22 protein-coding genes and 1 tRNA gene are annotated in these 25834 nt (G+C 57.9%); 10 read left to right on the forward strand and 13 right to left on the reverse strand.

Features of this window, described 5'->3' with window-relative positions; genetic code table 11:
- Nucleotides 1-426 precede the first annotated feature (426 nt).
- The 3 genes from G1C95_RS03105 to G1C95_RS03115 are packed head-to-tail and all read left to right on the forward strand — an operon-like array spanning nucleotide 427 to nucleotide 3381.
- Entirely contained in the window at nucleotides 427-1179 is a 753-nt protein-coding gene (locus G1C95_RS03105) for a hypothetical protein (protein WP_169171446.1), read from the forward strand.
- 17 nt (nucleotides 1180-1196) lie between these two features.
- The gene (locus G1C95_RS03110; RefSeq protein WP_169171447.1) at nucleotides 1197-2315 is read left to right on the forward strand and encodes a peptidoglycan-binding domain-containing protein; all 1119 of its coding nucleotides are present in this window, start codon (nucleotides 1197-1199) and stop codon (nucleotides 2313-2315) included.
- A 43-nt stretch (nucleotides 2316-2358) separates the two neighbouring features.
- The gene (locus G1C95_RS03115; RefSeq protein WP_169171448.1) at nucleotides 2359-3381 is read left to right on the forward strand and encodes a hypothetical protein; all 1023 of its coding nucleotides are present in this window, start codon (nucleotides 2359-2361) and stop codon (nucleotides 3379-3381) included.
- A gap of 47 nt (nucleotides 3382-3428) precedes the next feature.
- On the opposite strand, the gene G1C95_RS03120 is transcribed toward G1C95_RS03115, so the two are convergent.
- The gene (locus G1C95_RS03120; RefSeq protein WP_240947379.1) at nucleotides 3429-3713 is read right to left on the reverse strand and encodes an Lrp/AsnC family transcriptional regulator; all 285 of its coding nucleotides are present in this window, start codon (nucleotides 3711-3713) and stop codon (nucleotides 3429-3431) included.
- A gap of 128 nt (nucleotides 3714-3841) precedes the next feature.
- Here G1C95_RS03120 and G1C95_RS03125 point away from each other — a divergent pair, with 128 nt between their 5' ends.
- The gene (locus G1C95_RS03125) at nucleotides 3842-5032 is read left to right on the forward strand and encodes a pyridoxal phosphate-dependent aminotransferase (RefSeq protein ID WP_169171449.1); all 1191 of its coding nucleotides are present in this window, start codon (nucleotides 3842-3844) and stop codon (nucleotides 5030-5032) included.
- Nucleotides 5033-5197: 165 nt separating this feature from the next.
- On the opposite strand, the gene G1C95_RS03130 is transcribed toward G1C95_RS03125, so the two are convergent.
- The gene (locus tag G1C95_RS03130) at nucleotides 5198-6418 is read right to left on the reverse strand and encodes a putative ABC transporter permease (protein ID WP_240947380.1); all 1221 of its coding nucleotides are present in this window, start codon (nucleotides 6416-6418) and stop codon (nucleotides 5198-5200) included.
- A 284-nt stretch (nucleotides 6419-6702) separates the two neighbouring features.
- On the opposite strand from G1C95_RS03130, the gene G1C95_RS03135 reads away from it, so the two are divergent.
- The 4 genes from G1C95_RS03135 (at nucleotide 6703) to G1C95_RS03150 (ending at nucleotide 14171) form a co-directional block, all read left to right on the forward strand.
- A complete protein-coding gene (locus G1C95_RS03135) occupies nucleotides 6703-8355 on the forward strand; it encodes an adhesin (protein ID WP_240947381.1) in 1653 nt (550 codons plus the stop codon).
- A gap of 92 nt (nucleotides 8356-8447) precedes the next feature.
- Nucleotides 8448-9107, forward strand: a complete 660-nt coding sequence (locus G1C95_RS03140) for a hypothetical protein (RefSeq protein ID WP_169171451.1) — start codon at nucleotides 8448-8450, stop codon at nucleotides 9105-9107.
- A gap of 239 nt (nucleotides 9108-9346) precedes the next feature.
- Nucleotides 9347-11980, forward strand: coding sequence for a YhgE/Pip domain-containing protein (locus G1C95_RS03145; RefSeq protein ID WP_169171452.1), 2634 nt, complete (start codon nucleotides 9347-9349; stop codon nucleotides 11978-11980).
- Nucleotide 11981: 1 nt separating this feature from the next.
- Nucleotides 11982-14171 carry a YhgE/Pip domain-containing protein gene (locus G1C95_RS03150; RefSeq protein WP_169171453.1) on the forward strand — a complete coding sequence of 730 codons (2190 nt, stop codon included), beginning with the start codon at nucleotides 11982-11984 and terminating at the stop codon, nucleotides 14169-14171.
- A gap of 101 nt (nucleotides 14172-14272) precedes the next feature.
- Here the strand turns inward: G1C95_RS03150 and G1C95_RS03155 are convergent, their stop codons facing one another.
- The 7 genes from G1C95_RS03155 to G1C95_RS03185 all read right to left on the reverse strand — a co-directional run bounded on the left by G1C95_RS03155 (nucleotide 14273) and on the right by G1C95_RS03185 (nucleotide 22549).
- Nucleotides 14273-14833, reverse strand: a complete 561-nt coding sequence (locus G1C95_RS03155; RefSeq protein ID WP_169171525.1) for an FMN-binding protein — start codon at nucleotides 14831-14833, stop codon at nucleotides 14273-14275.
- An 8-nt stretch (nucleotides 14834-14841) separates the two neighbouring features.
- The gene (locus tag G1C95_RS03160; protein ID WP_169171454.1) at nucleotides 14842-15636 is read right to left on the reverse strand and encodes an ABC transporter ATP-binding protein; all 795 of its coding nucleotides are present in this window, start codon (nucleotides 15634-15636) and stop codon (nucleotides 14842-14844) included.
- Between the two features lie 2 nt (nucleotides 15637-15638).
- The gene (locus tag G1C95_RS03165; protein WP_169171455.1) at nucleotides 15639-16868 is read right to left on the reverse strand and encodes an ABC transporter permease; all 1230 of its coding nucleotides are present in this window, start codon (nucleotides 16866-16868) and stop codon (nucleotides 15639-15641) included.
- Nucleotides 16869-16991: 123 nt separating this feature from the next.
- The gene (locus G1C95_RS03170; protein WP_169171456.1) at nucleotides 16992-18344 is read right to left on the reverse strand and encodes an ABC transporter permease; all 1353 of its coding nucleotides are present in this window, start codon (nucleotides 18342-18344) and stop codon (nucleotides 16992-16994) included.
- A gap of 9 nt (nucleotides 18345-18353) precedes the next feature.
- Entirely contained in the window at nucleotides 18354-19625 is a 1272-nt protein-coding gene (locus tag G1C95_RS03175) for a Fe-S-containing protein (RefSeq protein ID WP_169171526.1), read from the reverse strand.
- A gap of 333 nt (nucleotides 19626-19958) precedes the next feature.
- Entirely contained in the window at nucleotides 19959-20624 is a 666-nt protein-coding gene (locus G1C95_RS03180) for an iron transporter (protein ID WP_335341399.1), read from the reverse strand.
- A 92-nt stretch (nucleotides 20625-20716) separates the two neighbouring features.
- Nucleotides 20717-22549, reverse strand: coding sequence for an FTR1 family iron permease (locus G1C95_RS03185; RefSeq protein ID WP_205832664.1), 1833 nt, complete (start codon nucleotides 22547-22549; stop codon nucleotides 20717-20719).
- Between the two features lie 318 nt (nucleotides 22550-22867).
- Between G1C95_RS03185 and G1C95_RS03190 the strand changes: the two genes are divergently transcribed.
- A tRNA-Ser gene (locus tag G1C95_RS03190) sits at nucleotides 22868-22952 on the forward strand.
- Between the two features lie 282 nt (nucleotides 22953-23234).
- Here G1C95_RS03190 and G1C95_RS03195 read toward each other — a convergent pair.
- Nucleotides 23235-23480 carry a DUF2442 domain-containing protein gene (locus tag G1C95_RS03195; protein ID WP_169171458.1) on the reverse strand — a complete coding sequence of 82 codons (246 nt, stop codon included), beginning with the start codon at nucleotides 23478-23480 and terminating at the stop codon, nucleotides 23235-23237.
- Between the two features lie 9 nt (nucleotides 23481-23489).
- Nucleotides 23490-23747 (reverse strand): DUF4160 domain-containing protein, encoded by a 258-nt coding sequence (locus G1C95_RS03200; protein ID WP_169171459.1) that lies wholly within the window; start codon nucleotides 23745-23747, stop codon nucleotides 23490-23492.
- Nucleotides 23748-24995: 1248 nt separating this feature from the next.
- On the opposite strand from G1C95_RS03200, the gene G1C95_RS03205 reads away from it, so the two are divergent.
- Nucleotides 24996-25151 carry a hypothetical protein gene (locus tag G1C95_RS03205; RefSeq protein ID WP_169171460.1) on the forward strand — a complete coding sequence of 52 codons (156 nt, stop codon included), beginning with the start codon at nucleotides 24996-24998 and terminating at the stop codon, nucleotides 25149-25151.
- 135 nt (nucleotides 25152-25286) lie between these two features.
- Here the strand turns inward: G1C95_RS03205 and G1C95_RS03210 are convergent, their stop codons facing one another.
- Entirely contained in the window at nucleotides 25287-25538 is a 252-nt protein-coding gene (locus tag G1C95_RS03210; RefSeq protein ID WP_169171461.1) for a hypothetical protein, read from the reverse strand.
- 208 nt (nucleotides 25539-25746) lie between these two features.
- Nucleotides 25747-25834: IS3 family transposase (locus G1C95_RS12770; RefSeq protein WP_169171528.1), on the reverse strand; the 88-nt coding region annotated here is incomplete at its 5' end.

A 25834-nucleotide genomic window follows, 5' to 3' on the forward strand; every position in this document is an offset into this window, starting at 1 on the left:
GGACTGAAAACCACGGTGAGAGACCCCTCAGCGTGGCATTAACACCACACGTGGATTCAGAACCACGCTGAGCAACTCCTCAAGTGCGGATTCTTGAGGATGAAAAGCAAACCACCAGACACACAGCCATTTAGACAGTGACACAGTAGTAACGCGTTCAAGTGCTGTCCCCCAAACAGGGGACAGCACTGGCGGCAGTCTTGCCGAAGAGGGGATAATCAATACAGGTTGTTGACTCAGTCGCTGAAGAGCGGCGCTATCAAGAATGATGCAGTACGGCACTGGTGCCGGGTGCGTTATTCGGGGCATAAAAATTTCAGGGGGGGGGAGATGAATCGGGGCCAAAAGCACAACAGTTCGGCTATCACGCCGATAGAGTCTTCCGCACCAATGGTCCCGAAGTATGGCCCGATTCAAGGCGTGAGCATGTACGGTGCCACCGCAAATGCACAACGTAGCTTGTACCGCATTGTGTTCAAAGGAAGCGCCGCTGTATTGGCGGTTCTGTGGATGGTCGCGGTGTTGTCCGGTTGCGGTGGCGGCGATGGTGCCGCGAGCTCTGTTGGGGAATCGTTCGAGGAAGAAGCGGCCTCTGCGGAGCGATACGGCCCGCTGGTCGATGATTGGAAGGCAGAACTTGAGTCGGATGATTTGAGCGACTTCGAACGTGGGGTATTGCAGCAAGCGGTTGAGACCGGTCGAATTACGCAGGATGATTACGAGCAGGCGCAAGCGTTGTACGTGCGGTGCATGGAAACTAGCGGCTACGATCGGCTGGTATTCGACAAGCTGCCTAATGGGCTGTATTCACTGTCCGACGAATCGCAGACCGATGACGGATATTTCGATGCGATGGTGACGTGCTCGCAAGGCACTACATCCGTTATCGAGGCGGAGTATCGCGCCCAGCAGGATAATCCTAAGCGCTACAAAGACAACGGAATCGTGGCAGTGCAGTGTCTGCGCGAGGCCGGCGTTGTGGATGATTCCTATACCGCAGCCCAATTCAACAACGGTTTGGATCGTTTGTCTAAAACCCGCTCTTCAGGAGCAGCAGAAGAAGACGTAACCCCATCGTCGGCGTTCGGTTTCCCGGTGAACCCAGGTGACGAACAGACACTGTTCTGTATTTCGTTAGGCGGATTAAACCTCGGCGGTGATTTCAACTCCGACGAGTAGAGGGTAGAGGGACAGCCATGGCGGGGAAGAAGAACGGACGGTTCGCACAATTCAGAACGTCCGCAAAAACCAGAAGCCGGAATCGTCCGGCTTTTCTGGCGTTGTTGTGCATAGCGTGCCTGATGATCGGGCTGGCGGTTGGCTATGCGCTGGTTCCTTCTCCGGTGCCGGACGCGCTGCGCGCTCCATCAATGTCAGGGAGCGTGCCGGTGGTGGAAGAGTCGTTTAATGACGAGCGCACAGTTGTGGCAACGCCACAGGTGGATCAGGGGCAGAGTCTGGTCTGGCAGGGCGGCGGCACTGTGACATCGCTTGCCGTGGCTGATGGGTCGACGATCGAATCAGGCTCATCGCCATTCGCGGTCGATGAGAAGCCGGTAATCGCACTGTATACCGAAGCGCCGCTATACCGCGATCTGCAGGTCGGCATATCTGGCAAGGATGTCGGTGCGCTGCGTGACGAATTGGTTCGTTTGGGCTATGCAGCGCAAACTGGCGATACGTTGCACGACATATTCGATTCGTCACTATGGTGGGCGATGGCAGCGTTGCAGCAGGCCTATGGTCTGGAACAAACCGGCGTGCTATCGATGCAGGACGTGCTGTGGCTGCCGCGGCAATCCGTGGTGCTGGAGGATTGCACATTGGTGCGAGGCCAGCTAGCACCACAGGCAATCGGCACTATGGCGTCATCCATTCAATCCATTGACCTCACGCTGCCAGACGCACTAGCACAGGGAGAACGTACTGTCACGATTGCGGGGGTTGAAACCACGCTGCCTGAAGACGGCCATATCACAGATGAGGCATTCCTTGACCAGGTCGAAGGCACCTCGCAGTTTGCCGTATGGCTGATGACCGCTGAGGAGCAGCGTTCTGGATTGGACGCCACGATTCGGCTCAAAGAGCCGATAACAGCACTGAAGGTTCCGGCAGGTTCAGTGTTTTCGATTCTCGATGGGGTCGGTTGCGTCAGGCACGATGGCGACGCGGTGCCCGTTCGCCTGTATGGTTCGCAGAACGGATATGCGATGGTTGGGCTGTTGGATAACTCCGGTACAGCCAAGTTGCAGTCGGTGGATGTAGCCGACGGGAGCTCCGATATATCGTGCCCTGCATCAGCCGTATCGGAGTGAGACAATGCGGCTCAAAGAAATCGCGCGTGAGGCATGGAGAGATATGGTAGCCGGCACAGCCGGTGCCGTGCCGTTGGCATTGTTGACGTGTGTTCTGGTGTTGTGCTGCGCAGGATTAGATGTCTGGCAGATACTTGCCGTGGAAAGACAGGCGATTGAATACCGGAACGCCAAGGGGAACGTTCTGCTGCTCAAGAACGAAAACGGCGTTGACGGGCGGGCCTGCGCACAGTTGACCGCGCAACGTGGCATTGAAGCGGCTGGTGCGCTACGTCAATCCGGCGATATGACGTTGCACGCATTGCCTGACAATCGTTTCGTCATCTATGAGGTCACGGATGGTCTGCTCAACGTGGTGGATAGCAGCAACAGCGATCATCAAGGCGTGTGGTTGCCGCGAACGGTAGCCGAGAAGCTAGCGGTGGCATCCGGCGCAACATTGGAAACAACGCAGGGCGAGATACGGGTAGCCGGCGTATGTGACTGGGCCGAGGATGGACGAGACTCCCGCATCGGCTATGCAGTGTTGATGCCGGTGGCATCGTATGGCGCGTTCGACGAATGTTGGGCGTCAGTCTGGCCATCTTCGGATATGACCGACACCTTGCGTCTGAGCGTGTTCTACACCATGGATCCGTCGAATTCCCAAACCGGCCGGGTGAACTATGCCTTCGGAGACACGATGGATGCGTATGGGATGTTCTCGACCCGCCTGACCAGATTCGCTGTGCCCGCAGCCGGCGCGCTGGTGGCATTGGTCGTCGCCGCGTTCTGCCGAAGAAGAAAGCTGGAATTGTCGGGCAATATGCATGCGGGTGCGAGCCGGTCGGCTGTGGTGTTGCAGATGGCGGTGGAGCATCTAGTTCCCGTTATGATCGGCTGGGTTTGCGCGTACAGCGCGCTCTATGTCATGATTCGCCTGCAGGGCACCACCAGCGTTTCCGACGTGTTCATACTCGAACTCAAGGAAGGCCTATGGGTGCCCATCGGCGCATGGATTGGAAGCACAGCCGCTGCATTGACCATTAAAGAACGCGACCTGTTCACGCACTTCAAAACACGTTAAGGCAGCTTGCACTGCCTCATACCGCCTCGCGTGCTAAGCAAGACGGCCTAGTCGAGACCAAGCTCGTAGGCGGCGTTAAGCTCCTTGCCGGAATACGCCTTGAACGCCATCAGCGTGCGGGTGCGGGTCACGCCAGCAACCTTGGCAATGCCGCCGGGAATGATTTGCGTCAGGCCATCATGGTCATCGGCGGCCACAACCGCCACCAAATCCACGTCACCGGCCACCGAATACACTTCGCGCACGCCCGCGATTTCGGTGATCGCCTGCGCCGCCTCATTCACCATGCCGCTTGCCACATCAATAAGTACGATTGCGTTGGTCATAGCCATGACAACTCCTTTGTTCCAGGTTTGATACGTTGACTCACATTATAGGACTGGACGCATTGACGCGCGCGACATGGAAACGTGGTAGAAGTGAAGCAAACAAAAGCAATCCCACGTTTTGAGGAGCGGCCATGATCAACGAGGAATACAAGGCAATGCTGGGCGGCAAGTCCGTGATCCGCGAACTGGCGGAATACGCCACGGCCCGTGGCAAGGAAATCGGCTACGACAATGTATTCGACTATTCGCTCGGCAATCCCTCGGTGCCCGCTCCCGCCAGCTTCACCGCAGCGATGACCGACCTGTATGCTCACGGCGACCCGGTGGCCCTCCACGGCTACTCCCCCTCGCTTGGCAATCCCGAGTTCAAGCAGGCTGTGGCCGATTATCTCAACCGTAAATTCGCCATGGCATACACGGCGAACCATATTTTCCCGACCACGGGTGCGGCCGGCGCACTGTCTCACGCATTCCGCGCGGTGACTAAGCCGGACGATGAAATCGTCACTTTCGCCCCGTATTTCCCCGAATACGGCCCCTACACCGCCGGCGCCGGTCTGAAGCTCACGGTGGTTCCCGCTGATACCACCGCTTGGCAGATTGATTTCGCCGCGTTCGAGCAGGCCCTGAACCCGAACGTGACCGCCGTGCTTATCAATACGCCGAACAATCCTTCGGGCGCGGTGTACTCGGCAGCAACCCTCGAAAAGCTCGCCAGCATCCTCACAGCCAAGCAGGCCGAGTACGGTCACGATATCTTCCTGATCAGCGACGAACCCTACCGTGAGATCCTGTTCGATGGCGGCAAGCAGCCCTACCCCAGCACGTTCTACGACAATACGCTGTCCTGCTATTCCTGGTCGAAGTCGCTTTCGCTGCCCGGCGAGCGCATCGGCTATGTCGCCGTGAATCCAAAGGCCACCGACGCCGATCTGCTGGTGCCGATGATGGGCCAGATTAGCCGCGGCACCGGCCACAACTGCCCAGCAAGCTCAATTCAGCTGGGTGTGGCCAAGGTACTCGACGAAACCAGTGATTTGAGCGTGTACGAGACGAACATGAATCTGCTCTACGATGCGCTGACCTCCATCGGTTTCGACGTGGTGCGCCCCGGCGGCACGTTCTATATCTTCCCGAAAGCCTTGGAAGAGAACGCCACCGCCTTCTGCATGAAGGCGAAGGAATACGATCTGATTCTGGTTCCTTCCGAAAGCTTCGGCGTGCCCGGCTACTTCCGCATGGCCTACTGCATCGACACCGACAAAGTCAAGCGTTCCATTCCCGCGCTCGAACGCTTCGCGCACGAGGTGTACGGCAAGTAATCCAAGTAAGTCAATAATCGCAAGGAAGACTGCCATAGTCACGGCAGTCGCCGTTGGTGTCACAATCCAGCCGTGACACCAACGGCTGTATCAAAAAGCCGCTGTGACCATGTCACTATCGCATCCATGATCACAGCGGCCCAGAAGGTCACCGATTACAGCTGACTACAGCGTTCCTGCTCGCGACGGATCCAGGTTCATGGTTTGGAACCTGTTGGCCATGTAGTCGTTGTCGAAATATGTGGCGAACCAGTGGGTCACGGGCGAATCGGGCACGTTGCCGCCCACGCGCATGAACCAGCAGTCCACGGCCATCAGCGTCATCACACAGTTGGCGACCATCAGTGCGAAGCAGACGGCGGTCAGCGAGTAGCGCACCTTCCACGGGATTTTGTTGATCAGCCACAGCAGCCATGGCAGAATCACCTTGATCCACATAAGGCCCAGCAACCCCCAGAAGAACATGTATTTGCCAGAGGTGCGCCCGTCAATCGACAGCCATTGGCCGGTGTAATCCCACGCTTTGATACCGAAGGTGGTTTCCATCAGCCAGCTGACGATGTATTCGAAGGTGCCGCCGATAACGGCCGATGAGCAGAAAATCAGCAGCCAGTTCGAACGCCACAATCGGTTGAGGCAGGCGGTCAGAATCACCGCGCCGAACCCATAGATCGGCGAGAACGGGCCAAACAACAGACCGGCGCGATCCTGCCATTCGTGGTAGATCGCCACATGGTAGACGCTTTCGATTGCCAGCCCGAACACGCAGCCGATCACGAACAGCCAGAACATGTTGAAGAAGTCCAGCGAAATATAGCCTTTGCCGGACTGATCACGGCCGAGCATGCCTTTTTTTACCGCATCCCAGTAAGATTCGCGCTCATCTAAGCGACGCAAGGCGTGTTTGAGACGTCGCTCCTCCAACAGCGCCGGGTCCACGAACACCGAAAGCGTGATCAAAATACACACCTGCACCAGCGGCGCGATAAGGTTCGCGCCAATCCCCAGCAAAGCCATGGATAGCATGGCTTCCAACGAGGTGAGCGGGATTAGCGTATACGCCCAGCGCGCGGCGTGGCGGCGACGGTTGCGCAGCAACAGGACACCGAAGATAATCAGCAGCGCCGCGTTCACCGTCAGCACCGCGGTATCGGCCACGGACAGCAGGAAGTTCAGATTCAGGGCATCCACGTGCACGCGGCCAGCCATAATCTCACGAACTGCGTAAAGCGCCGACAGCACAATCAGCGGTAGTGACATCAGACCATCCAGCAGCACCAATGCGCCATAAATGCGCACAATCAGCGGCAGTCGCTTATCGTCGATGTCTACTTTGCCGTCGCCGTTCACATCATCCACCCGGTAGCCGGATGGTTCAATGACCATACCTCTCATCGTTTCACTCATAGCCCAACGCTATCAGTTACCGTTTGACAGGGCACCGCAGAAGGGCCAGCAGATAGCTCCGTTCCAAAGGACTTCCAAAGGACTTCGCCTTTCAGGAAACGCCCAAAAACCATCCAGAAAGCTTGCCAGCAAGTTCCAGATTCCTTGCCATGTCAGCCAAGCCCACTCCATGGAAACGTCGCTGTACTAGTAGCTATCAAACACGACAACCCACGCATCGCCCAAGCCGCAAGCTAGCGGGCATGCGTACGAAAGGAATCGTCATGACCATGAATTCGCAGCCCTCCGGCAAGCGGCGGAACGGCTCACCTACAGTACATTCCGGCACTGCCAGCTCCAGCCGCGCACGCAAGTTCGCCCAAGCACCGCTGGGAAAGGCCGCCACCATCGCCGCCGCCATCTCGCTGGTTACTGGATTCGGCTATGGCATGGCGGGAACCGCCATCGCTCAGGCCGTACGTTCCGGTTCAGCCAGCGGGCAAACCAGCCAAAACGGCATGGGCCAAGGCGGCATGAATCAGGCCGGCGGTGCCGACACCATGAGTTTCGATTATTCAGGCAGCTACACGGCAGCTCTCACCGCCGACGGCGAGGAAGTCAACTCCGAGGGCGAAACCATCGAGGCTACAGACGCGGATCAGAACGCCGCACTAGCCGAAAACGGCGGCACACTGACCCTCACGGACGCCACCCTGACCAAATCCGGCGACTCCGATAATGCCGACAACAACAACTTCTACGGTACGAACTCCATCGTTCTGACCGTGGGAGAAGAATCGAAAACCACCATTGCCGATTCTTCGCTCACTGCTTCCAGCTCCGGATCGAACGCCATCTTTGCCACCGATTCAGGCACCGTACTTGCCAATAACGTGACCATCAATACCACCTCTGATAATTCACGTGCGTTGGATGCCACCTATTCCGGCCTGATCCTGGCCAATGAAATTACCGCCGATACCCAAGGCGACCACAGCGCCACCGTGGCCACCGATCGTGGCGGCGGCTCGATTTCACTCACCGACGGCACGCTGAACACGGCTGGTTCCGGCTCGCCGCTGTTGTATTCCACCGGCAACGTGCAGGTCAATAATGTGACCGGCACGGCGACCGGCTCGCAGATTGCCGGCATGGAGGGCCTGAACACCATCCTGATCAAGGATTCAACGCTAGAAAGCACCATCACCAGCAAAACCGCCTCTGATCCGGTGGCCAACGGTGTGATCATCTACCAGTCCACCTCGGGTGATGCTGAAGCCTCCACCGGCGAGCATGCCACCTTCCAGGCAGCTGATTCCACGCTGAAATCCTCCATCGAATCCGGCTCGATGTTCTACTTCACCAACACCACAGCCAACGTGGTGCTTTCGAACACCACACTCGATTTCGATGCGGACGCGGCGAATCTCATCATCGCAGCGGGCAACGATGCGAATAACTGGGGTTCGGCCGGCCAGAACGGTGCGACTGTGACCTTTACCGGCCGCGCGCAAACCCTGACCGGCAATGTGAGCGCCGATACGATCTCTTCGGTCACACTCAACCTGTTCGACGGCACTGAATGGACCGGCTCGGCCGCCATCACCGAGAATACGAACGGCTCTACTTCCGACGCGCCGATCAGTGTGAATGTGGACGGCACCTCCACTTGGATTGTGACCGACGACACCACTATCAGCGCGCTGAATGTGGCCGACGGCGGCAAGGTGCTCGACTCCGATGGCAATACCGTGACCATCGTTGCCGACGGTAGCACTGTGGTCGAGGGTGACAGCGACCTAACCGTCACTGTCACTGGCTCCTACGGCACCACCGTTGAAACCGAAGCCGAAGGCACCACCCTGTCCGAAGATCTGATCGATCGCTCCGACTTCGACAGCACATTCGGCACTTCCACCACCTACACCATGGCCTGAGCGCCGCTACCGCCGCAATCGGCGAGCGCGACGTACATCATCGTTCGCACATTCACCAATTCACCAATCACTTTCCCAGTAAAGGATTCATCATGACCAACGCAAACGTCACCCCGAACACCAACGTCCCCACCAACCAGAACACTGACGATTCCACTAACACCACTGCATTCCAGCAGTCCGCGCAGCCTTCGCCCGTGCCGATATTCACTGCAGCTTCCAAAGCCGGCGCGAATAGCTACGCCAACGGCAATAGCACCGGAACCAGCAGCGGCAACGCACCATATACGAATTACCAGGATTGGACTGCGTCGGGCACGCAGCCGCAAGCATCCACGTCCGCTTATCCGACGTTTGCCGGAGTGAACGCCAAGGGCGCAACAGCCGGCGGATTCTCCAGCAAGGCCATTGTGATCATCGCCGGCATCAGCCTGGCTTGCGGCCTGATCGGCGGTCTCGGTGGCGGATTGGCATATGGTGCCATCGCCGGCAATGCCGGCTCGGGCACCGGTTCCAGCCAGCAAATGCAAGCGCCCGGTGATATGACGGGCATGCCCGGCGGCTCCTCCGATTCGCAGTCCGGCTCCGACGCACAGGGCAGCACCCCGCCGTCGATGCCGGGCCAGTCCTCTGAGGGATCCGGCTCTGAAGACTCTGGCTCCGGCAGCAACGGCGAATCCAGCAATGGTTCCACCGATAGCAGCTCCGACACCGGTACGTACGCCGATAGCACCGGCACCATCACCGCCTGAATCTGACCTGAAAACTTCGGCCTGGAACCTGAGCCCAGACCTGATACTGAGTCCAAGCCTTACCCTCAACCTCAACCGACGCTCAGCGCTCCGAACTCCGGATGCTGAGCGTCAACGTATTGCACTGGCCCACATCATTGGGCACTCTGCGGGCCGATGCCCATATGTCTTGCAGGGGTTCTCCATACGCAAAATAAGCAAAAGCCGACGCACCCCCTCGGGTATAGACTTATGGCAATATGAGCAACATCCTGAGCATTCTGCGCCGTGACCTCAAGCGCTTGATCATGGTGCCGACGGCTTGGATCATCATCCTCGGTCTCACCGTGTTGCCGGCGTTCTACGCGTGGGTGAATATCATCGGCTTCTGGGATCCTTATGGCAACACCGCCAATGTGCGCGTATCCGTAGCCAATGAGGATGCTGGCACCGACAACGCCCTGATGGGCACGATGAATCTCGGCGATCAGATCGTCGCTTCACTGAAAACCAATCATGATATCGGCTGGGCCTTCACCGATGCAGCCGGCGCACTGGACTCTGTGGAATCTGGCGAAAGCTACGCAGCCATCATCATTCCCAAAGACTTCTCCGATACGCTGGGCAATCTGCTGACCACCGGCGGCGGCAACCGTCCGCAGTTGGAATACTACGTCAACGAAAAAACCAGCCCTATAGCCCCGAAAGTCACTGATACCGCAGCCAGTACGGTGGATACCCAAGTCAACGAAACCTTCGTTTCCACGGTCAGCAAGGTAGTGAGCGAAGCCGTCAACCAGGCCGGCGACACCATCGAGACTTCCAGCGCCAACGCCAAGGCCAAAACGGACGCGACGCTGGAACAGGCTCAGAGCACTGTGACGAACGCTCGCTCTCGTATTGCTGATTTTCTTAACGACGACACCGGGAGCAATCTGGACAAGGCGCGCAATGCGCTTGCCACAGCACGCCGTCTCGGCACAGACGCCAGCAACGGCTTGTCAGGTGTCTCCGGGCTGATCGACACGTCACGCACCGGGCTTAACGCTCTATCCGACTCCGCATCAACCTCGTTGGATAAAGGCAACACCTTGCTTTCGCAGGCATCAAGCCAAGCCAACGGCACCATCTCGTCGATTACCAGCGGCCTGACCACCGCCAACGGACGTGTGGACGGCGCACTCGGCACCCTGCAAGACATCAACGATCGCAACGCCGCGCTGCTGCAGGACCTCAATGATCTACTCGACCGCATACCAGGGTCGCAAACCTTGCTCACGCAGACCATCAACCGGCTGACGAACGCCAACAATACGCTGGGCGGCACCATCACCGACCTGTCCAATCTCAACACCAGCATCGGGAACACCGTCGACGCTACCGGCACTTTGGCCGACGATCTCAACACCGCTACGCAACAGTCCTTGGATACGCTGTCCAGCGCGCGCAAGAATCTCACCAGCGGCGCACTGCCCCAGCTCAACGATGGGCTCGGCGGAATCGCAACGGCCACCGGTACCCTCAGCGGCCATATCGCCAGCCAAGGCGGATTGGCGGATCAGGCTGGGCTGATTCTCGACCAGGTCGAGCAAGCGATCGATCAGACCAAATCCGCACTCAAAGACACGGATGGTGCGCTGGCGAATCTTGAGACGAGATTGTCCACCATGCGCACGGATCTGACCACGCTGTCCATGTCCAGCGCCTTGCAGAATCTGTTTGGCACCAACGGCAAGCTGGATGTGGACAAGGTCGCCGATTTCATGCTGTCGCCCACCGTGCTCGAACAGAAAACCGTGTATCCGGTGAATTCATATGGCTCCGGCATGGCACCACTGTTCACCAATCTGGCGATGTGGGCCGGCGCGTTCATGCTGGTCGCCCTGCTCCGGCTGGAAACCGACAACGAGGGCATTGAAGGCATGACCGTCTCGCAGGGCTATCTGGGCCGCTGGATGCTGCTGGCCATACTGGCCGGCGCGCAGGGCGTAATCGTGACCATCGGCGATCTGATTATCGGCGTGCAATCGGTGAACCCCTTGATGTTCGTGCTCACCGGTCTGATCGCTTCGCTGGTTTACAGTTCGGTGGCCTACATGCTGGCCACCACATTCCAGCATGTAGGCAAAGCGCTGATCATGGTGATGATCATCATCCAGATCCCCGGCGCAGGAGGCATGTACCCCATCGAAATGATGCCGGCGTTCTTCCGCAACCTGCACCCCTACTTCCCCTTCACCTACGCCATCGACGCGCTGCGCGAAACCATCGGCGGCTTCTACGGCACCACATGGCTGCGCAATATCGCCCATCTTCTGGGATTTGCAGCATTGGGATTCGCCATAGGCCTGCTGGTGCGCCCCTTGATGGCGAATGTCAACCGGCTGTTTGCGCGCGAAATCGCCCGAACCGATCTGCTCAACGGCGAACCGGTGACACTGAAGGCGCACGATTTCCGCGTGGCCCAGGCGCTGCAGGCTTTAAGCGACCGAGAGGACTACCGTGCCGTCATCGAAGAGCGTGCCGCTTGGTTCACGGCCATGTATCCCAAGCTCAAACGTGGCGCGCTCATCGCCGGCATTCTTGTGCCCACGGCATTGTCCATCACCTTCTCGCTGACCACCAATACAAAGCTCATCATGCTGGGCACTTGGACCATATGCGTGCTGTTGATCATCGCATTCCTGATGACCATCGAACTGATGCGCGACAGCCTGGAGCGGCAGGTGGCGCTTGGCAAGCTCGACGATGAAACCATTCGTGCACAACTGGCTCTGCGTCAATTGGACAAGCGCATGAACAGACGCCGCCGCCGGCTTGCACGGGCAAATAAGCGGGCGCGCGGCGCGCATAACGCACGAGCGACGCGGACGACGACACACAGAGAGGCTTGATATGACAACCATCTGGCGATTGTTCATCGGCGATGTACGCCGACTGTTCAGCAACGTGGTGTCCGTGATCATCGTGATCGGTTTGGTGGCCATTCCCAGCCTTTTCGCATGGTTCAATATCGCGGCGAGCTGGGATCCCTTCGGCAATATGAGCAGTCTGAAATTCGCCGTGGCGAACACGGACGAGGGCTACAAATCCGACCTCATTCCGATGAAGGTAACCATCGGCGCGGAAGTGGTGAATACGCTGCGCGCCAATACGGAGCTGGATTGGACGTTCACCACCAAACAAGAAGCCATCGAAGGTACCAAATCCGGCAAATATTATGCGGCGATTGTTATTCCGAAGGATTTCAGCGCCACAATGATGACCTTCTTCTCCGACGATGCGAAACACGCTTCAATCGAGTACTACAGCAACGAGAAAAAGAACGCCGTGGCCCCGACCATTACCAGCAAGGGCGCGGACGAAGTATCCACGCAGGTCAATCAGACTTTTGTGGAAACGTTGACTTCCACAGCACTCAATATCGCATCCTCAATTATTGATCAGCTAAATCAGCCCGAAGCGCAGGATGCGATGGGCCGGTTCAACAGCAATGTCGCCGATTTCGCCACTCAGCTTACCGAAGCCGGCGATACGTTGGAATCCTTTGGCACCATCACCGATTCGGCGCAGGCGCTGCTCACCAGCTCCACGGCGCTTATCAAACAAGGCGCTGCGGCCACGGATAAGGCCGGCGATCAGTTGGATGAGGCCAAAAACTCGGCCGGTGATGTTACCGATGCGCTCAATACCAGCGTGGATACACTCAAGCAAGCGTTGACCAGCAGCGCTGACAGTTTCGAGCAAGCTGGTAAGGATGCGGATAGGCTCTTGGGCAGCGCCGCGCAGAATGCCAGCGATACCAGCACAGCGCTGCGTAATCAGGCCACTGCCGTGGGCCAGCAAATTGAGCATTATCAGTCGATACTGAATGCGGTGAACTCGCTGCCCGGCGCTGGCAGCGATACCGCTATCGGCAAAAGTATCAGCGCAATCGCAAACTCATTGCAGCGCACTATTAACCAGCTCACTGCGCTACAAACCAAGCTGAACAATGCCGCTGATAGCTTGGATGCCAAAGTGAACGACGCTGCTGCGCAACGCAAGGAAATCGCGGAGCTCATCGATCAGGCTAAGACCAGCATCAGCGATATCGCCACCAATGTGGACGCTGATCTTGCGCCGAGTATCCAGCAGATTACTACGGCGGTCGGCGACGTTTCCACGCTGCTTGCGCAGAATGCCGACCAGCTCGACACCACGGTCGACGAACTGGATAATGCGGCTGATAAGGCTGGAAAAACCGTTGATGAGGTGCGCACGATGCTCAGCAGCACCGCCTCGAAACTGCATGATGCAGGCGATTCGCTCGCCGCGTTCAACGGCAAGCTCAGTCAAGCGCTGAACAGCGGCGACATGAGCATGGTGCAGGAGGTGCTGGGCGCTAATGCCGAGTCATTGTCTTCCGCACTGGCAGCACCAGTCACGTTGAAGCGCAAGGCCGTGTTCCCCGTGGAGAATTTCGGCTCCTCCATGGCACCGTATTACACCTTCATCCCGCTGTGGACTGCTTCGATTCTGATTGCTTTGGCTGTGCGCACTTCGGTGTCGCGCAAACGCCGGGCAGAGCTCGGCGACCCTAAGCCCTACCAGATGTTCTTGGGACGCTTCGGCGTATTCGCCGTGATCTCACTGTTGCAAAGCACGGTAAGCTGCGCCGGCAGCCTGCTGTTCCTACGCGTGCAGGCCGTTCATCCGTTGCTGTTCATGCTGTCCGGATGGGTGGGCGGATTGGTGTTCGCCCTGTTCATCTACACCATGGTGATGAGTTTTGGCAATGTGGGCAAGGCCATCGGCATGCTGATGCTGGTGTTCCAGGTGTCTGGTTCGGCTGGATCATACCCGTTGCAGGTGCTGCCCGGATTCATGCAGGCGATTAATCCGTTTCTGCCGATCACCCATGCTATTAACGCCATGCGTGCGGCCATTGCCGGCATCTACAACAACGATTATTGGATCGAACTGGGCAAACTGCTGATGTTCGTACCACCGTTATTGCTGCTGGCATTGGTACTGTACAAGCCACTGCTCGGGTTCAATCGCTGGATCACCAACCAGTTGGAACGCACCAAGCTGATCGGATAATCGAATAACCAAAGTACCGGAGCACCGACGTCATGGATTCCCGGATTCCCGACGTCCCGGCGTCCCGACGGCTTGCCAGCTTTATGGCTTAATCAGCCAGATCAGGAGCCTGCGGGAATCGACGCTTCCTGTCGTGCCACTTCAAGCGCCTTGTTGAAGGCGTCGGAGGTCCAGGATGCGCCAGCGACCTTATCCACCGAAAGGCCTTTGAGCGGCTTGCCATCCACCACGCCGTTAATCGCCTCGGCAAAGGCGTCCTGATGGCCTTTGGAGATCGTGGTGAACGGATGCCCGATCACTTCCACGTTATCGACGTTGCCGTCTTTGATGGTGATATGCACGTCGATGGTGTCTTCGCCAATCGGACCATACTGGCCGTTGATCGAATACGTGCCATCGGCGTAGTTGCCAGTGTCCTGCTTGTCGGATGTGGTGGTGTCAGAGGAACCATTATCCTCGGAGGCAGCCGAATCGGAATCGCTGTCGGACTGGCTTTGCTGCTCCTGCGACTGGGCGGTTTCGCCGGAATTGCCGGAGTATTCGTCATCCATCGGCGTGGCTTTGGGCTCACCGCAACCGGCCAGCAGCGCGCCGGCGACCACAAGGCCGGCCGCCGACAATGCCATCGTCTTCTTTGTTATCGCGGTTGTTGCCGTGGTCATCTCTGCTGTCACGCTCCTGTCTTTGCCGCCTTGGTGGGATCGGCGAATCCGACCGGCAGATCGCCCTCGCGCTGTGCGCCTTCGGCCTGCGCGCCGGTGAAAGCAGGCTTGCCACCTGCCGCCTCATAGGCCGCACGAGCCTCTTCATCATTCCACTGTTCGCCGACGAGCACACCATGGTTGAGCATGATCTCACGCTGGGCGCAAGAAGCCACCAGCGCATCGTGCGTGACCACAATAATCGTGGTGCCCTGCTCATGCAGCTGGCGGAACAGGTCGAGCACGATTTTCTCGTTCTTCTCATCCAAGTTACCGGTGGGCTCGTCAGCCAGAATCAACTTCGGGCAGTTGATAAGCGCGCGGGCGATGCACACGCGCTGCTGTTCGCCGCCGGACAGCTGCCCGGGCAGATGGTGGGCGCGATCCTTCAAACCCACGCGGTCGAGGGCGGCGAGCGCCTCCTTCTCATCCACAACGGAGTGGTAATACTGCGCGACCATCACGTTTTCCACGGCCGTCAGATGCGGCACAAGATAGAACTTCTGGAACACCAGACCGATCATGTTTTTGCGCACGTCGGCCAGCTGCGAGGCGTTGAGATCCTCAAGTTTGCGGCCTTCGAGGCTTACGGAACCGCGCGAGGGCGTGTCCATGCAGCCGATCATGTTCATCAGCGTGGTTTTGCCAGAGCCGGAGGAGCCGACGATGGCAAGCCACTGGCCTTCGGGCACGGTGAGGGTCAGATCGTCCACGGCGTGCAGATCGCCGTAGATCTTGGAGATGTGATCCAGTTCAAGCAGCATGATTATTCCTCCCTTAAAACGATGGCGGGGTCGATGCGGGTGGCGCGGCGCACCGGCGGGATTGAGGCGATGATGGCGAGCGCTACGGAGAGCAGCACCGAGGCTGCACCGAGGCCTGCACTGAAGGCGAGCGTACGTTCGAATACTTGGGCGCACAGCACGCGGGCGAGCGCGTAGCCCAGGCCCATGCCGATCAGGCCGCCGACCAGACCGTAGAGGGCCGATTCCACGAAGAATTCGATGGCTACGGAGGCCGAGCTGGCACCGAGGGCCTTGCGCAGGCCGATTTCGTTGCGGCGCTGGGAAACGATGGAGGCCATCGTGGTGGAGACGCCCACCAAGGTTAGTGTGAGCACCACCAGCGAGACGATCCAGAACAGGGTTTGCAGCATGGTGATGATGCGCTGGTTCGAGGCGGTCATTTTGGTGACCTGCTGCGCCTGATAGGTGGCCGCGCCGGAATCTTGCGAGGCCTTGCTGCCTTGGTCGTTGAGCAGGGTGACCAGCTGGGTGAGCTGCTGTTCGCCGGCCTGGGAGCTGAATTCGATGACGTCGGGGCCGCGTTCGCCGGCGATGCTGGTCAGGTCGGCGTTGGTGGCGTAGACGAGTTCGTCTTCCGAACCACCGGTATCGACGATGCCGGCGACCTGGAATCTGGTGCCGGAGGTGTCGAGAATATCCGTGGACACACGCCCGTCGCGCATCTGACCGCCGATCGAATCGGAGTTGTTCGCAGCATCTTCTGATGCCTTGCTCTCGCCACCACGATATCCAATGGTCACAGTGGATCCGATTTCAACACCCAACGCGTCGGCCACGTCACGTCCGACCAGCACACGGCCTTCGCTGGGCCAGTCGCCGTCCACATTCCAATGGCGGTTGAGGTTGCGCACCTCGTTCACATCGATGCCGGCCATCACATAGGGTGCAGCATTGATACGCACGGATTCATACCGGTAGGTGGCGGCCTTGGCCTCCCCCGCCTGACTGACCGTCGATTCGATCGAATCGATGGTCTCTTTGTTCATGCCGGAGGTGGAGGTGACGATAAGGTTCGCGCCATAGGAACGTAATTCGTCGTTCATCTGCTGCGGCACGGCGATGGAGATTGCGGCAAGGCAGAACAGCGTGGCCGCACCCACCATCGAGGCGATTACGGCCATGACGGCGCGCGAGCGACGGCGGAACACCGCGCCCACGATCATCGCCCAAAACATTTTGCGATTGGTCATATGCAACTCACCTGCCATGAAGCACTTGTGCATTCGGATTCTTGCCTACGCATCAATAACGTCTGTAACGTCTGTAGCACCTGTCGCGTCTGTCGCATGTGTTGTATCGTCTGCATCGCTCGATCACCTGCCGTGCAATACTTCTGCGGGGCGCAGTCGCAGAATCGAACGGATCGACGATACGGACGCGACGAGCACGGTGAGGGCCAGCAGCACAAACACCAACACGAACACCATCGGGCGCATCGTGATGCCGGAGCCGAACACCACTTGCCCCACAATCTGCGCCACGCCTGAACCAAGCAGCGCACCGAGCAGCGCACCAATCAGCGAAATTGCAGCGGTTTCAGCGATCATCAAGCGGCTTACCGCACCATCAGTGGCACCGATGGCCTTCAGCAGCGCCAGCTCGGCCGAACGTTCGGCGATCGATGCGGCCATCAGATTGGCCACGGCGATGGCGGCGGCGACCAGCGACAGTGCGGTCATCACAATCATCACCGCACGCGTCTTATTCATCACGTCACCTTGCAGGGCCGACACCTGACGCACCTGCTTGGCCACGGCCCCCGGAATCACCTCTTCGATCTGATAGGCGATGGACGAGGCATACGCCGTGCAATACCAAGTTTCCCAATCCTCCTGGCTCAGTGCGGCCGGGTTCTTGGCGGCACGCTTGGCCAGATCGTTTTCAGGCGTGGTCAGGGCTTTGACTTCGATTTTGTCGACTTTGCCGGGCAGATTCGCCAGCACCTGTGCCACGGATGATGACATGTAAACAGAGCCGTTCTCGTCGTCGCCAGAATCGAAAATACCCGTGACGGTCATATCCTGACGGGTTTGCTTATCGCCCCCAACCACTTTGGTCATGGTGATGGTGTCGCCGATGGCAATATGCTGGCTGTCCGCCAGGCTCTTGCCGATCATAACCTCGGCGCTGTCGTCCTTGGGCCATTTGCCTTCGACTGTCCACCACGAGCGCATGCCTTCCACACCGGCTACGGTTGATTCGCCGGTTTCAAGGTGCAGCGTTTTGTTGAACCACGTGCCCACGGTCGGCACGTCCACACCGGGGCAGGAACCGACCTGGTCGTCGGCCACGTTCTCGCAATCGGTGCTCAATGTCATATGCACGTTGAGCTGCGGCGCGAAATTGGTGATGTTGAACGCCCAGAAAATCGTTTTGATCTTAGCCGCATCGGATTCGTTCAGGAATGCAGTCGGATCGTTGCTTGACGTGCCGGACGCGGAGCCGGTGGTCGAATACAGATCGTTCACCACCGCATCCGACTTGGGCTGCACGATGATATTCGAACCGTAGGTGGACAGTTCGGCGTTGAGCTTGTCACCCACGTCGAACACCACACCAAGCATCGCCACGGATACAGTGGCGGACAGGCACACGGTTAGCGCGATCAGCAGTCGCCGGCGCAACTGGCGCGAAAACGATCGCGCAATCATTCTTAGAAAGAACATGGTCACCCCTTACTTAAAGTGGGCGCTCAGCGCGTCAAGATCGGCGGTCTGGATGGTGATTTCGCCCTGGCTCACCTTGTATGGCAATGGCACCGGGTTGCAGCCGCCCTTGAAACCGATGGTGGCAAGGTTGATGGCCACGTCGCAACGCTTGCAGATGATCTTGCCGTCCTTCTCGTAATAGCCGGCGTCACCGCAGGTTTCGCAGGCGTCAAGGCCAATGCCGTAGGCACCACCATTCTTCTTGATGATGATGAAGCGCATCACCGTGCCGTCTTCGGCCTTGTATTCAAAACGATGCAGATGGCCGTCGGACACCTGGGCGAACGTGATGGTTGCGACGCCGTCCTTCAATGAATACGCTTCCGGCGGAGATAGTTCGGGCACTTTGTTGACTTCAGCGGTGCCCCATACCAAGCTGACGGCCACAGCGGCGATGGCCAGCACAGAGAACGCCGTAGTAGTTTTGGAACGACGCTTGAAAGCGATATGAGAACGAGCGATAGCGGCGTTCTCGCCGGTTTTGGTCATACGGAACCCTGCGACCAGCGATGCCACGGCAGGAATCACAAACACTACGGCCTGCGCGATGGCCACCTCAAGCGTGTGGTTGTGGAACAGGATCAGCGCACGGAAAGCCGGTCCATGCAGCACCAGAATCAGCATGTTCATCATCAGCGAGAACAGTTCGGTGGCATGATGCACCAGATTCAGCACGATAACCAGCAGGGCGGCGAGCGTAAAGGACCAGCGCACGGCCGTGGAGCGCAGAGTGCGGAAGATGGCGGCAACGATAACCGCTGTGCCGACGCCCAAGCCGAAACCGAGCGCGCGCAGCAGCATGTCGGAGGTGAATGGGGAATCGCCCGGCTGCACGAAGTTGGTCAGCTGCAGGATCACATCGGGCGTGGCATAGAACACGGTTGCCGCAATGGCCAGTCCTGCGATGGCATTGGCCACGTGCAAGGCATCTCGATGATTATGCCAGTCGCGCGTAAGCTTGCGGGCGGCGAGCACCACGGCGATGGTGAGCACGTCGAGAACCACGCAGGCAATCAGCGTCGGAAAATTAACGGTGGAGCGACGATCTACGATGGCCGTGGCGCGCAGGCCCGCGAATATGAATGCGCCAACGAGACCCAACAGCAGACCATATAGCCGCCAGTTGGCGCTGATGGGCTTATCGCGCCCCTCTCCCACGGTGAGCAGCACACTCAGGCACATCACCGTCAGGCACGGGGCAAGCATGCCCGGCAATGCCTGTACGTATTGGCCCAGCATCATATCTCCTTACACGCGAATGGGAGAGGTGACCGCTATGCGGCATCCTCTCCCTGTATGGATGTCATTCCACGATGTTTTTTGCGGGGAAGCAGTGGGCTATTTGCTTAACGCGCTCTCCAGCAATTAAGGACTGCCTAACGGCAGACTCAGCATTGGCTCAGCCGCTGTCGCGACTTCGCTGAAACCCTACGGGAAGCCCACCGGGCTTCCCGCTTTACGCGCTCCCCAGCAACTAAGGACTGTGCTACGCACAGACCCTATGTTGGCTCACCGGCATAGCCGGCTCGCTGACGACTACAAACAGCCCACTGGGCTGTTTGCTTAACGTCGTCACCATTGATGTACGGTGTAGTCCCAGTCGAAGGTGGCTTCGAGCGGTTCGGTCCAGAAGTGGCCTGTCACACCGGTTTCCTTATCGACGTGCAGCATCCAGCCGTTCTCAGCCGGGGAGTGAATCTTGAAGGTCAGCGTGTACTCGCCGTCCTTGTCCAGCTTGAGGTTCGCACCATAGTGCGGGCCGTCGGAGGCGTTCATCTCCATGAACGTACCCTCCTGCTTGTTGGAGGCGTCGTTCTTGTCCTGGATCACATAGTCCACGGTCAGCTTCGGAATGAAGTCGCCTTCGGCGTAGCCGAGGTTGTTGTCTGCCAGGGCGTGGATATCGGCTTCCAAGTGCAGGTTGGATTCAGCGGCGGACAGACCCATGCCAGCCGGCTCCATATCCACAGGCTGGAAGTAGACGGCGGCCACGTTCAGCGGGCCGACGTGCTGATCTTCCTTGCCATCGGCGCCCGGGATCGGGATCTCTTCGAAGGCGGCACCAGAATCGGCGGAATCATCGGAGCCGCTGTCATCGGTCTTGGTCTCGGAGGTGCTGTTGTCGGACTTCGTATCATCAGAAGCGTTGTTGGTGTTGCCGCAAGCGGACAGCGTGAAGGCCATGGAGCCGGCGGCAATCATCGCCAGCAGAGCGGCGAGCTTGTTCTTCTTCATAATGGTTCCTTTTTCTTGTTTTTCTATGGGTGTTGCAATGAACACCAAATCTTGGAGTTATGCAGGGTTCCAGCGTGGGGCTGGTACCTTGCGGATTATGCGTTGGCTTCAGCCTTGGTCGTAGCCTCAACCTTGGCTTTGGCACGACGCTGCTTGACGAATCCGACTGCGAACAGCGCGATTACCGCCACGGCTGCCAGAGCCTGGGCCACCAAAGTTTCGGTGTAGGGGTAGATGCCGAGCCAATCGTTGGTGGGCATGCCGTCAAGGTAGAGGCCTGGCAGCACGTCGCCTTCGATCAGCGAATGCACGCCGCCGCCCGCGAAGATCACGACCAGCACCGACATCAGAATCGAGGTGACGAGGAAGAACGGGCCGATCGGAATCTTCACCGAGGTGAAGCGGATAAGCAGGAATACGACCACCAGCACCGCGGCGGCGGCAAGGCCACCGATCCACATGCCGTGCGCATCCTGGCTCATCGAATAAATCGACTCGTAGAAGATCACGGTTTCAGCACCTTCGCGGAACACGGCAAGGAAGCTTAGCAGCGCGAGCGAAACCACCGTACCGAAAGCGGTTGTTGCAGCCGATGTGGTGGCATCGCCGGTAGTCTTCTCGGAAGCGGCGGCCACAGCAGCCTCGGTTTTGGTGCGAATGTAGCGGTTCCACGATTCGACGGAGCTTTTGTTCAGCATCCAGTTGCTGGTCCACAGCAGCATGGCCATAGCCACGAGCGCGCACACGCCTTCCATGGTTTCCTGCACTGGGCCGGAGCCGCCGAATGCGAGCATGAAGATCACGGCGATTACGCCGGAGCCGGCGAGACCGGCGAGCACACCCACGTAGATCCACTTGACGAAGCGCTTGTTGCCGGACTTAATCAGGTAGGCGATGATGGCGGCGACCACCAGCAGCGCTTCCAAACCTTCGCGGATGAGTACAAGGAAGGCCTGACCGATGGAGCTGGTGACGAACTTGGTGAAACCGTTCACGTTGTCTCCGGCACCGCCGTCGAGCGTGTTGCCGTCCTCGACGAGCATGGTCTTCAGATCCGCGACATGCTGTGCGGCTTCATCGTTGTTGCCGTCCACCATGGCGTAGCGCGCCTTCTTGAACGTGGATTCCACTTTGGAGACACGATCGCCGCCGATGGCGTTCATCACGTTCTTCTCGAAACCGAGCTTTTCGTAATACTGGTAGTAGGCGTTATTGACACCGTCCGCGCCTTTGCGGCCGTCGCCAGCTTGAGAGTCCTTGAGCGCCTGCTCAAGGATCGGCACCATTTCATTGGCCACGTCGGTCCACGTTTTGTCGCCCTTGCCAGTGGCCTTGTTCACCTTATTGGCATCGAGTACCTTGCGCTCGGCCTGCGTTTTTTCGGTGCGGGCCTTGGCGTAGTCGCGCGGCTTGGCAAGGTCGGCGGTGGCATCGAGCGTTTGCGCACTTGCCGTCAGATCGGCGGTCAAGGCATCCACAGTGGATTGAATATCAGCGGTCTTGTCTTGGTTGTAGGCCAAACGGGTGAGCTGCTGGAACTGCTGGAGCTGGGCAGTGTACTTATCCTGACCAATGGTGTCGGAGACGACCTTCGAGAAGTTCGAGGCGTTCCAAGTAATGTTCTGCGCTTTGGAGAAGCCGGAAGCGGCACCGGAGCGGTTACCGTCGTTGTAGAGCTGCTGGGCGTCAGTCAGCTGGCTGTTGATCGCGTCCGCGACGGCGGTCCATGTGTCGTAATCGGTGGCAGTGTCGGTGCTTTCGGAACTGCTGGCTTCGTCAGCGAATGCAACAGATGCAGCGGACGGGCCGAACGAGGTCGGCGCAATGGCGAGCGCCGCCACCGTCATCAACGTAACGATGAACGCGGCCAACACCATCAGTGCACGAACAAGTGACTGATGGCTCCGTGATGACACGCGTGCAGACATCCCATTTCCTCTCTCTCACCTGGGACACAACCGGAATTCCACGGTAGAGAAAAAATTTATGGAACAACAGTCTTGTTTTTTTCATCGATCTGCGGTATTGCGTGATCGATTTGCCCGGAAAACCGTGGCATTTAGTCGTTGGAATGTCTCAATATGCGAACATTACTGCTTCATATCCCGTAATGCGGCACGCGTTTGCATTCGCATTTTGCGGTATGCGCAGTGGCGCGCCACGCCGAACATGCGAAAATCCTCCACCTGTGGTAGGTTATTCGAGTTGCCTACGGAGCACACCTTCGGGTGAGCAACGTTACGCATGGAGGATTCGCCTAGTGGTCTATGGCGCACGCTTGGAAAGCGTGTTGGTGTAACAGCCTCACGAGTTCGAATCTCGTATCCTCCGCCCGGAAGATAATCCCGGAAACCGTTGAAATCATGCGGTTTCCGGGATTTCTGTTTCTCAAGCTAACCCACGCGATGCAACCTCGGTGCGATACGTGGCGATGCCGTCACGTGCGGCATCCCCATTGATATGGCGGACCGTTCGGCGTAGCAGCCAAAAACAAAAGGGCCCGGCATTGTGAACTGCCTCCCGTTCCTTGGACACGAGAAATGGGAGGCAGTTCAAACGCGGATAGAGGGCCTAATCTCCAGCCGCGTTCTTTCATTGCCCTTTCATATGTCGTCAGAGTGGCATCATATCCGAACGCACGCGTTCGGCCGCGATATCGATATCACCCGGCCATGTCGGCACGCCGAACACAAGCCGAACGCTATTGAACACGCCCGGCGAACGCAACGCGCGAAACACGCCGCGATTCAAATAACCCGACATGTCGAACACGCCAACCGCACCGTCGGAGCACTTCACACGCAACCGATAATCCGGCAACGGCTCACACTCGGTAACCTTCACAAGCACGCCAGCCATGACAACCACCTACCTCAAAGGCTCAATCTTAAACGGTGCCTCACCATTGGACGCAAGAGACCAATTGGCCTCAAGCTCCTCGGCGTGCAACACAATCCAAGCCGCGACAAGCTTACGCTGCTTGCTCGGCATATCACCCTTGTCCAACTCGCCGTCAAGCGTGAAGGACGCTTCATAATCCTGATAGCGCGCATGAATATGCGGCGGATTGTGGTCATCATAGTTCATCGAAATGATGATGCCGAAAAACATGCTAATAGTCGGCATGACGCGATCTCCTTTCATGTAGAGCCAATAAACTAATCGTGCGCCCCACGTCCCGTAAAGAGACCCGAAGCGCCACAGGGCACACACAACCTATTCAATAGGCGTTCGACATACTGAGCACGAGGGCTAGGGGATCTCCCCCGGAGGGTTTCGCGGGGCCGCTCGCCCAATGGTTTCAGACGTGAATGCCACGCCCGGCATTTTTTGAGCTAACCGTAACACACCCGCGAACAGCACCCCAAAACCGCACCGGAACAAGGAAAACCAATGAATCCAGACTCCGCATGATACACACATAGGCCGCTGCCAATAGTGCCACCGACTCTTCCAGGTCAAACGACGCACCACATTCTGTGCCAACCACCGCCAATATAAATCATCAGGTCGCTCCAGCCACACGCCAGACCCGGATATCGCATTATCCAAATGAACGTCACCCTGCATGCCACGACAGTGGCATTCCCACAGAGGCAGGGGACGAATCCTCAATAGCCTTCGCGGCACCGCCAGCGAAGCGAATCGCAAACTCGCAGATAGTTCAAGATTTTCCTCCAATATATAGAGCGAAAGTCGGCGAGCGCTCGCAACATTCATTAGTAATATGTGTGGGTAGGCTCCAGTACCGTTACGACACGCTGAGACACGGGAGTTATCGGGTGTTTTATCGGGCGCGCAGAAATTTTGACAAGCCCAAAAGCCTTACGACAGTAAGGGTTAACAGTAGTTGAGGTTAGCATCTCGTATCCTCCGCCCGGAAGATGATCCCGGAAACTGTTGAAATCATGCAGTTTTCGGGATTTCTGTTTTTCAAGCTAACCCACGCGGTGCAACCTCAGTGCGATTATTGGGGTTATAGGCCAAAATGTGTGTCTGGTGGCTCCTGTCATTTGACATACGTCATCCCCCGCACTGTACGTTCAGTCATTACCTGAACAAAAGGCCTTGATTTCCTATCAAGGGTCCTACCAGATGGGGCGGCGCTCTCGTAGCACGCCCCATTGGTTATTGAAGCGTAGATTATAGGCCAAATCGTGGGCCACAGGAACTAAACGACTGAATTGCGTCACGCTTCACCCGTGAGCGCGGGAAGACTGTTGCTATGCTGATATGCGATACCGTCACATGCGGCATCCCCGTTGATATGACGGGCCGTTTACCGGCGTGAGCCGATAAGCAAAAGGCCCGGCACTTGCAATACCGGGCCTTCGCGTGATTGTCGGCTTGCGCCCCAATCACTAAGGTTGCGATATGAATCATATCACGATGCACGGGAGCCTGACCGTGAACGGACGCAGTGTGATCGTCCATGTGGGCGATGGCGAGGCGTTCGCCACGGTTGACGGGACGCGCTTCAATGTGCGCGGACTGTGGCAGCTCTACCAGCTGCTGAGGCTGCTCGTGTAGCGTTTCACTAAAAGGGTGTGGCACTCTTTTATGGGTGTCGCACCCCGCAGCCTGAAACCTGATATGAGGTTGCGGCGACGAGCGTTCGTGGCAATTACCAATAGCACGTGTAGGTGGACGCTGAAATCCGGCCGTTTACTGTTTGGGGTTGGTGCCCCACATGAACATCAGCGCGAAATAGATCAGACCGGAGACCACCGCACCGATAACATTCGGCACACTGAATGCGCTTCCGACACCATCCACTACACACTTGGCAACCATAAACAGCACAACAAACAGCACCGCGCCAACCACCGCACTCTTCACATTCTTGTTCATCAGAATGCCTCCACACTCCCCAACCATCATGCCGGAAGCATATTCCCCATACTCAAGAACCTGCATACAGCCAGACGCCTTGCAGAGCATAAAACACACAAACCACGACTACCATCGCACACCGAGTTCACGGGGAAGCTGCTGCTATGCGGGTACGCAATGTCGTTACATGCGGCATTCCTGCTTTGATATGGCGGGTCAGTCGGCGAAAGCCGATGAAAAAGGCCCGGCATTGTGAACTGCATCCCAGTTCTTGGACGGGCTAATAAGCGGCCTAGGCCGCATGTAGGGACTGATTCCGGAATTCCTCCGGGGTCAGTCCCTTCAGTTTAACCTGCCTCCTTTTCGTGTTCCAGTGGACG

Source organism: Bifidobacterium oedipodis (genome assembly GCF_012932425.1).
Classification (GTDB): domain Bacteria; phylum Actinomycetota; class Actinomycetes; order Actinomycetales; family Bifidobacteriaceae; genus Bifidobacterium; species Bifidobacterium oedipodis.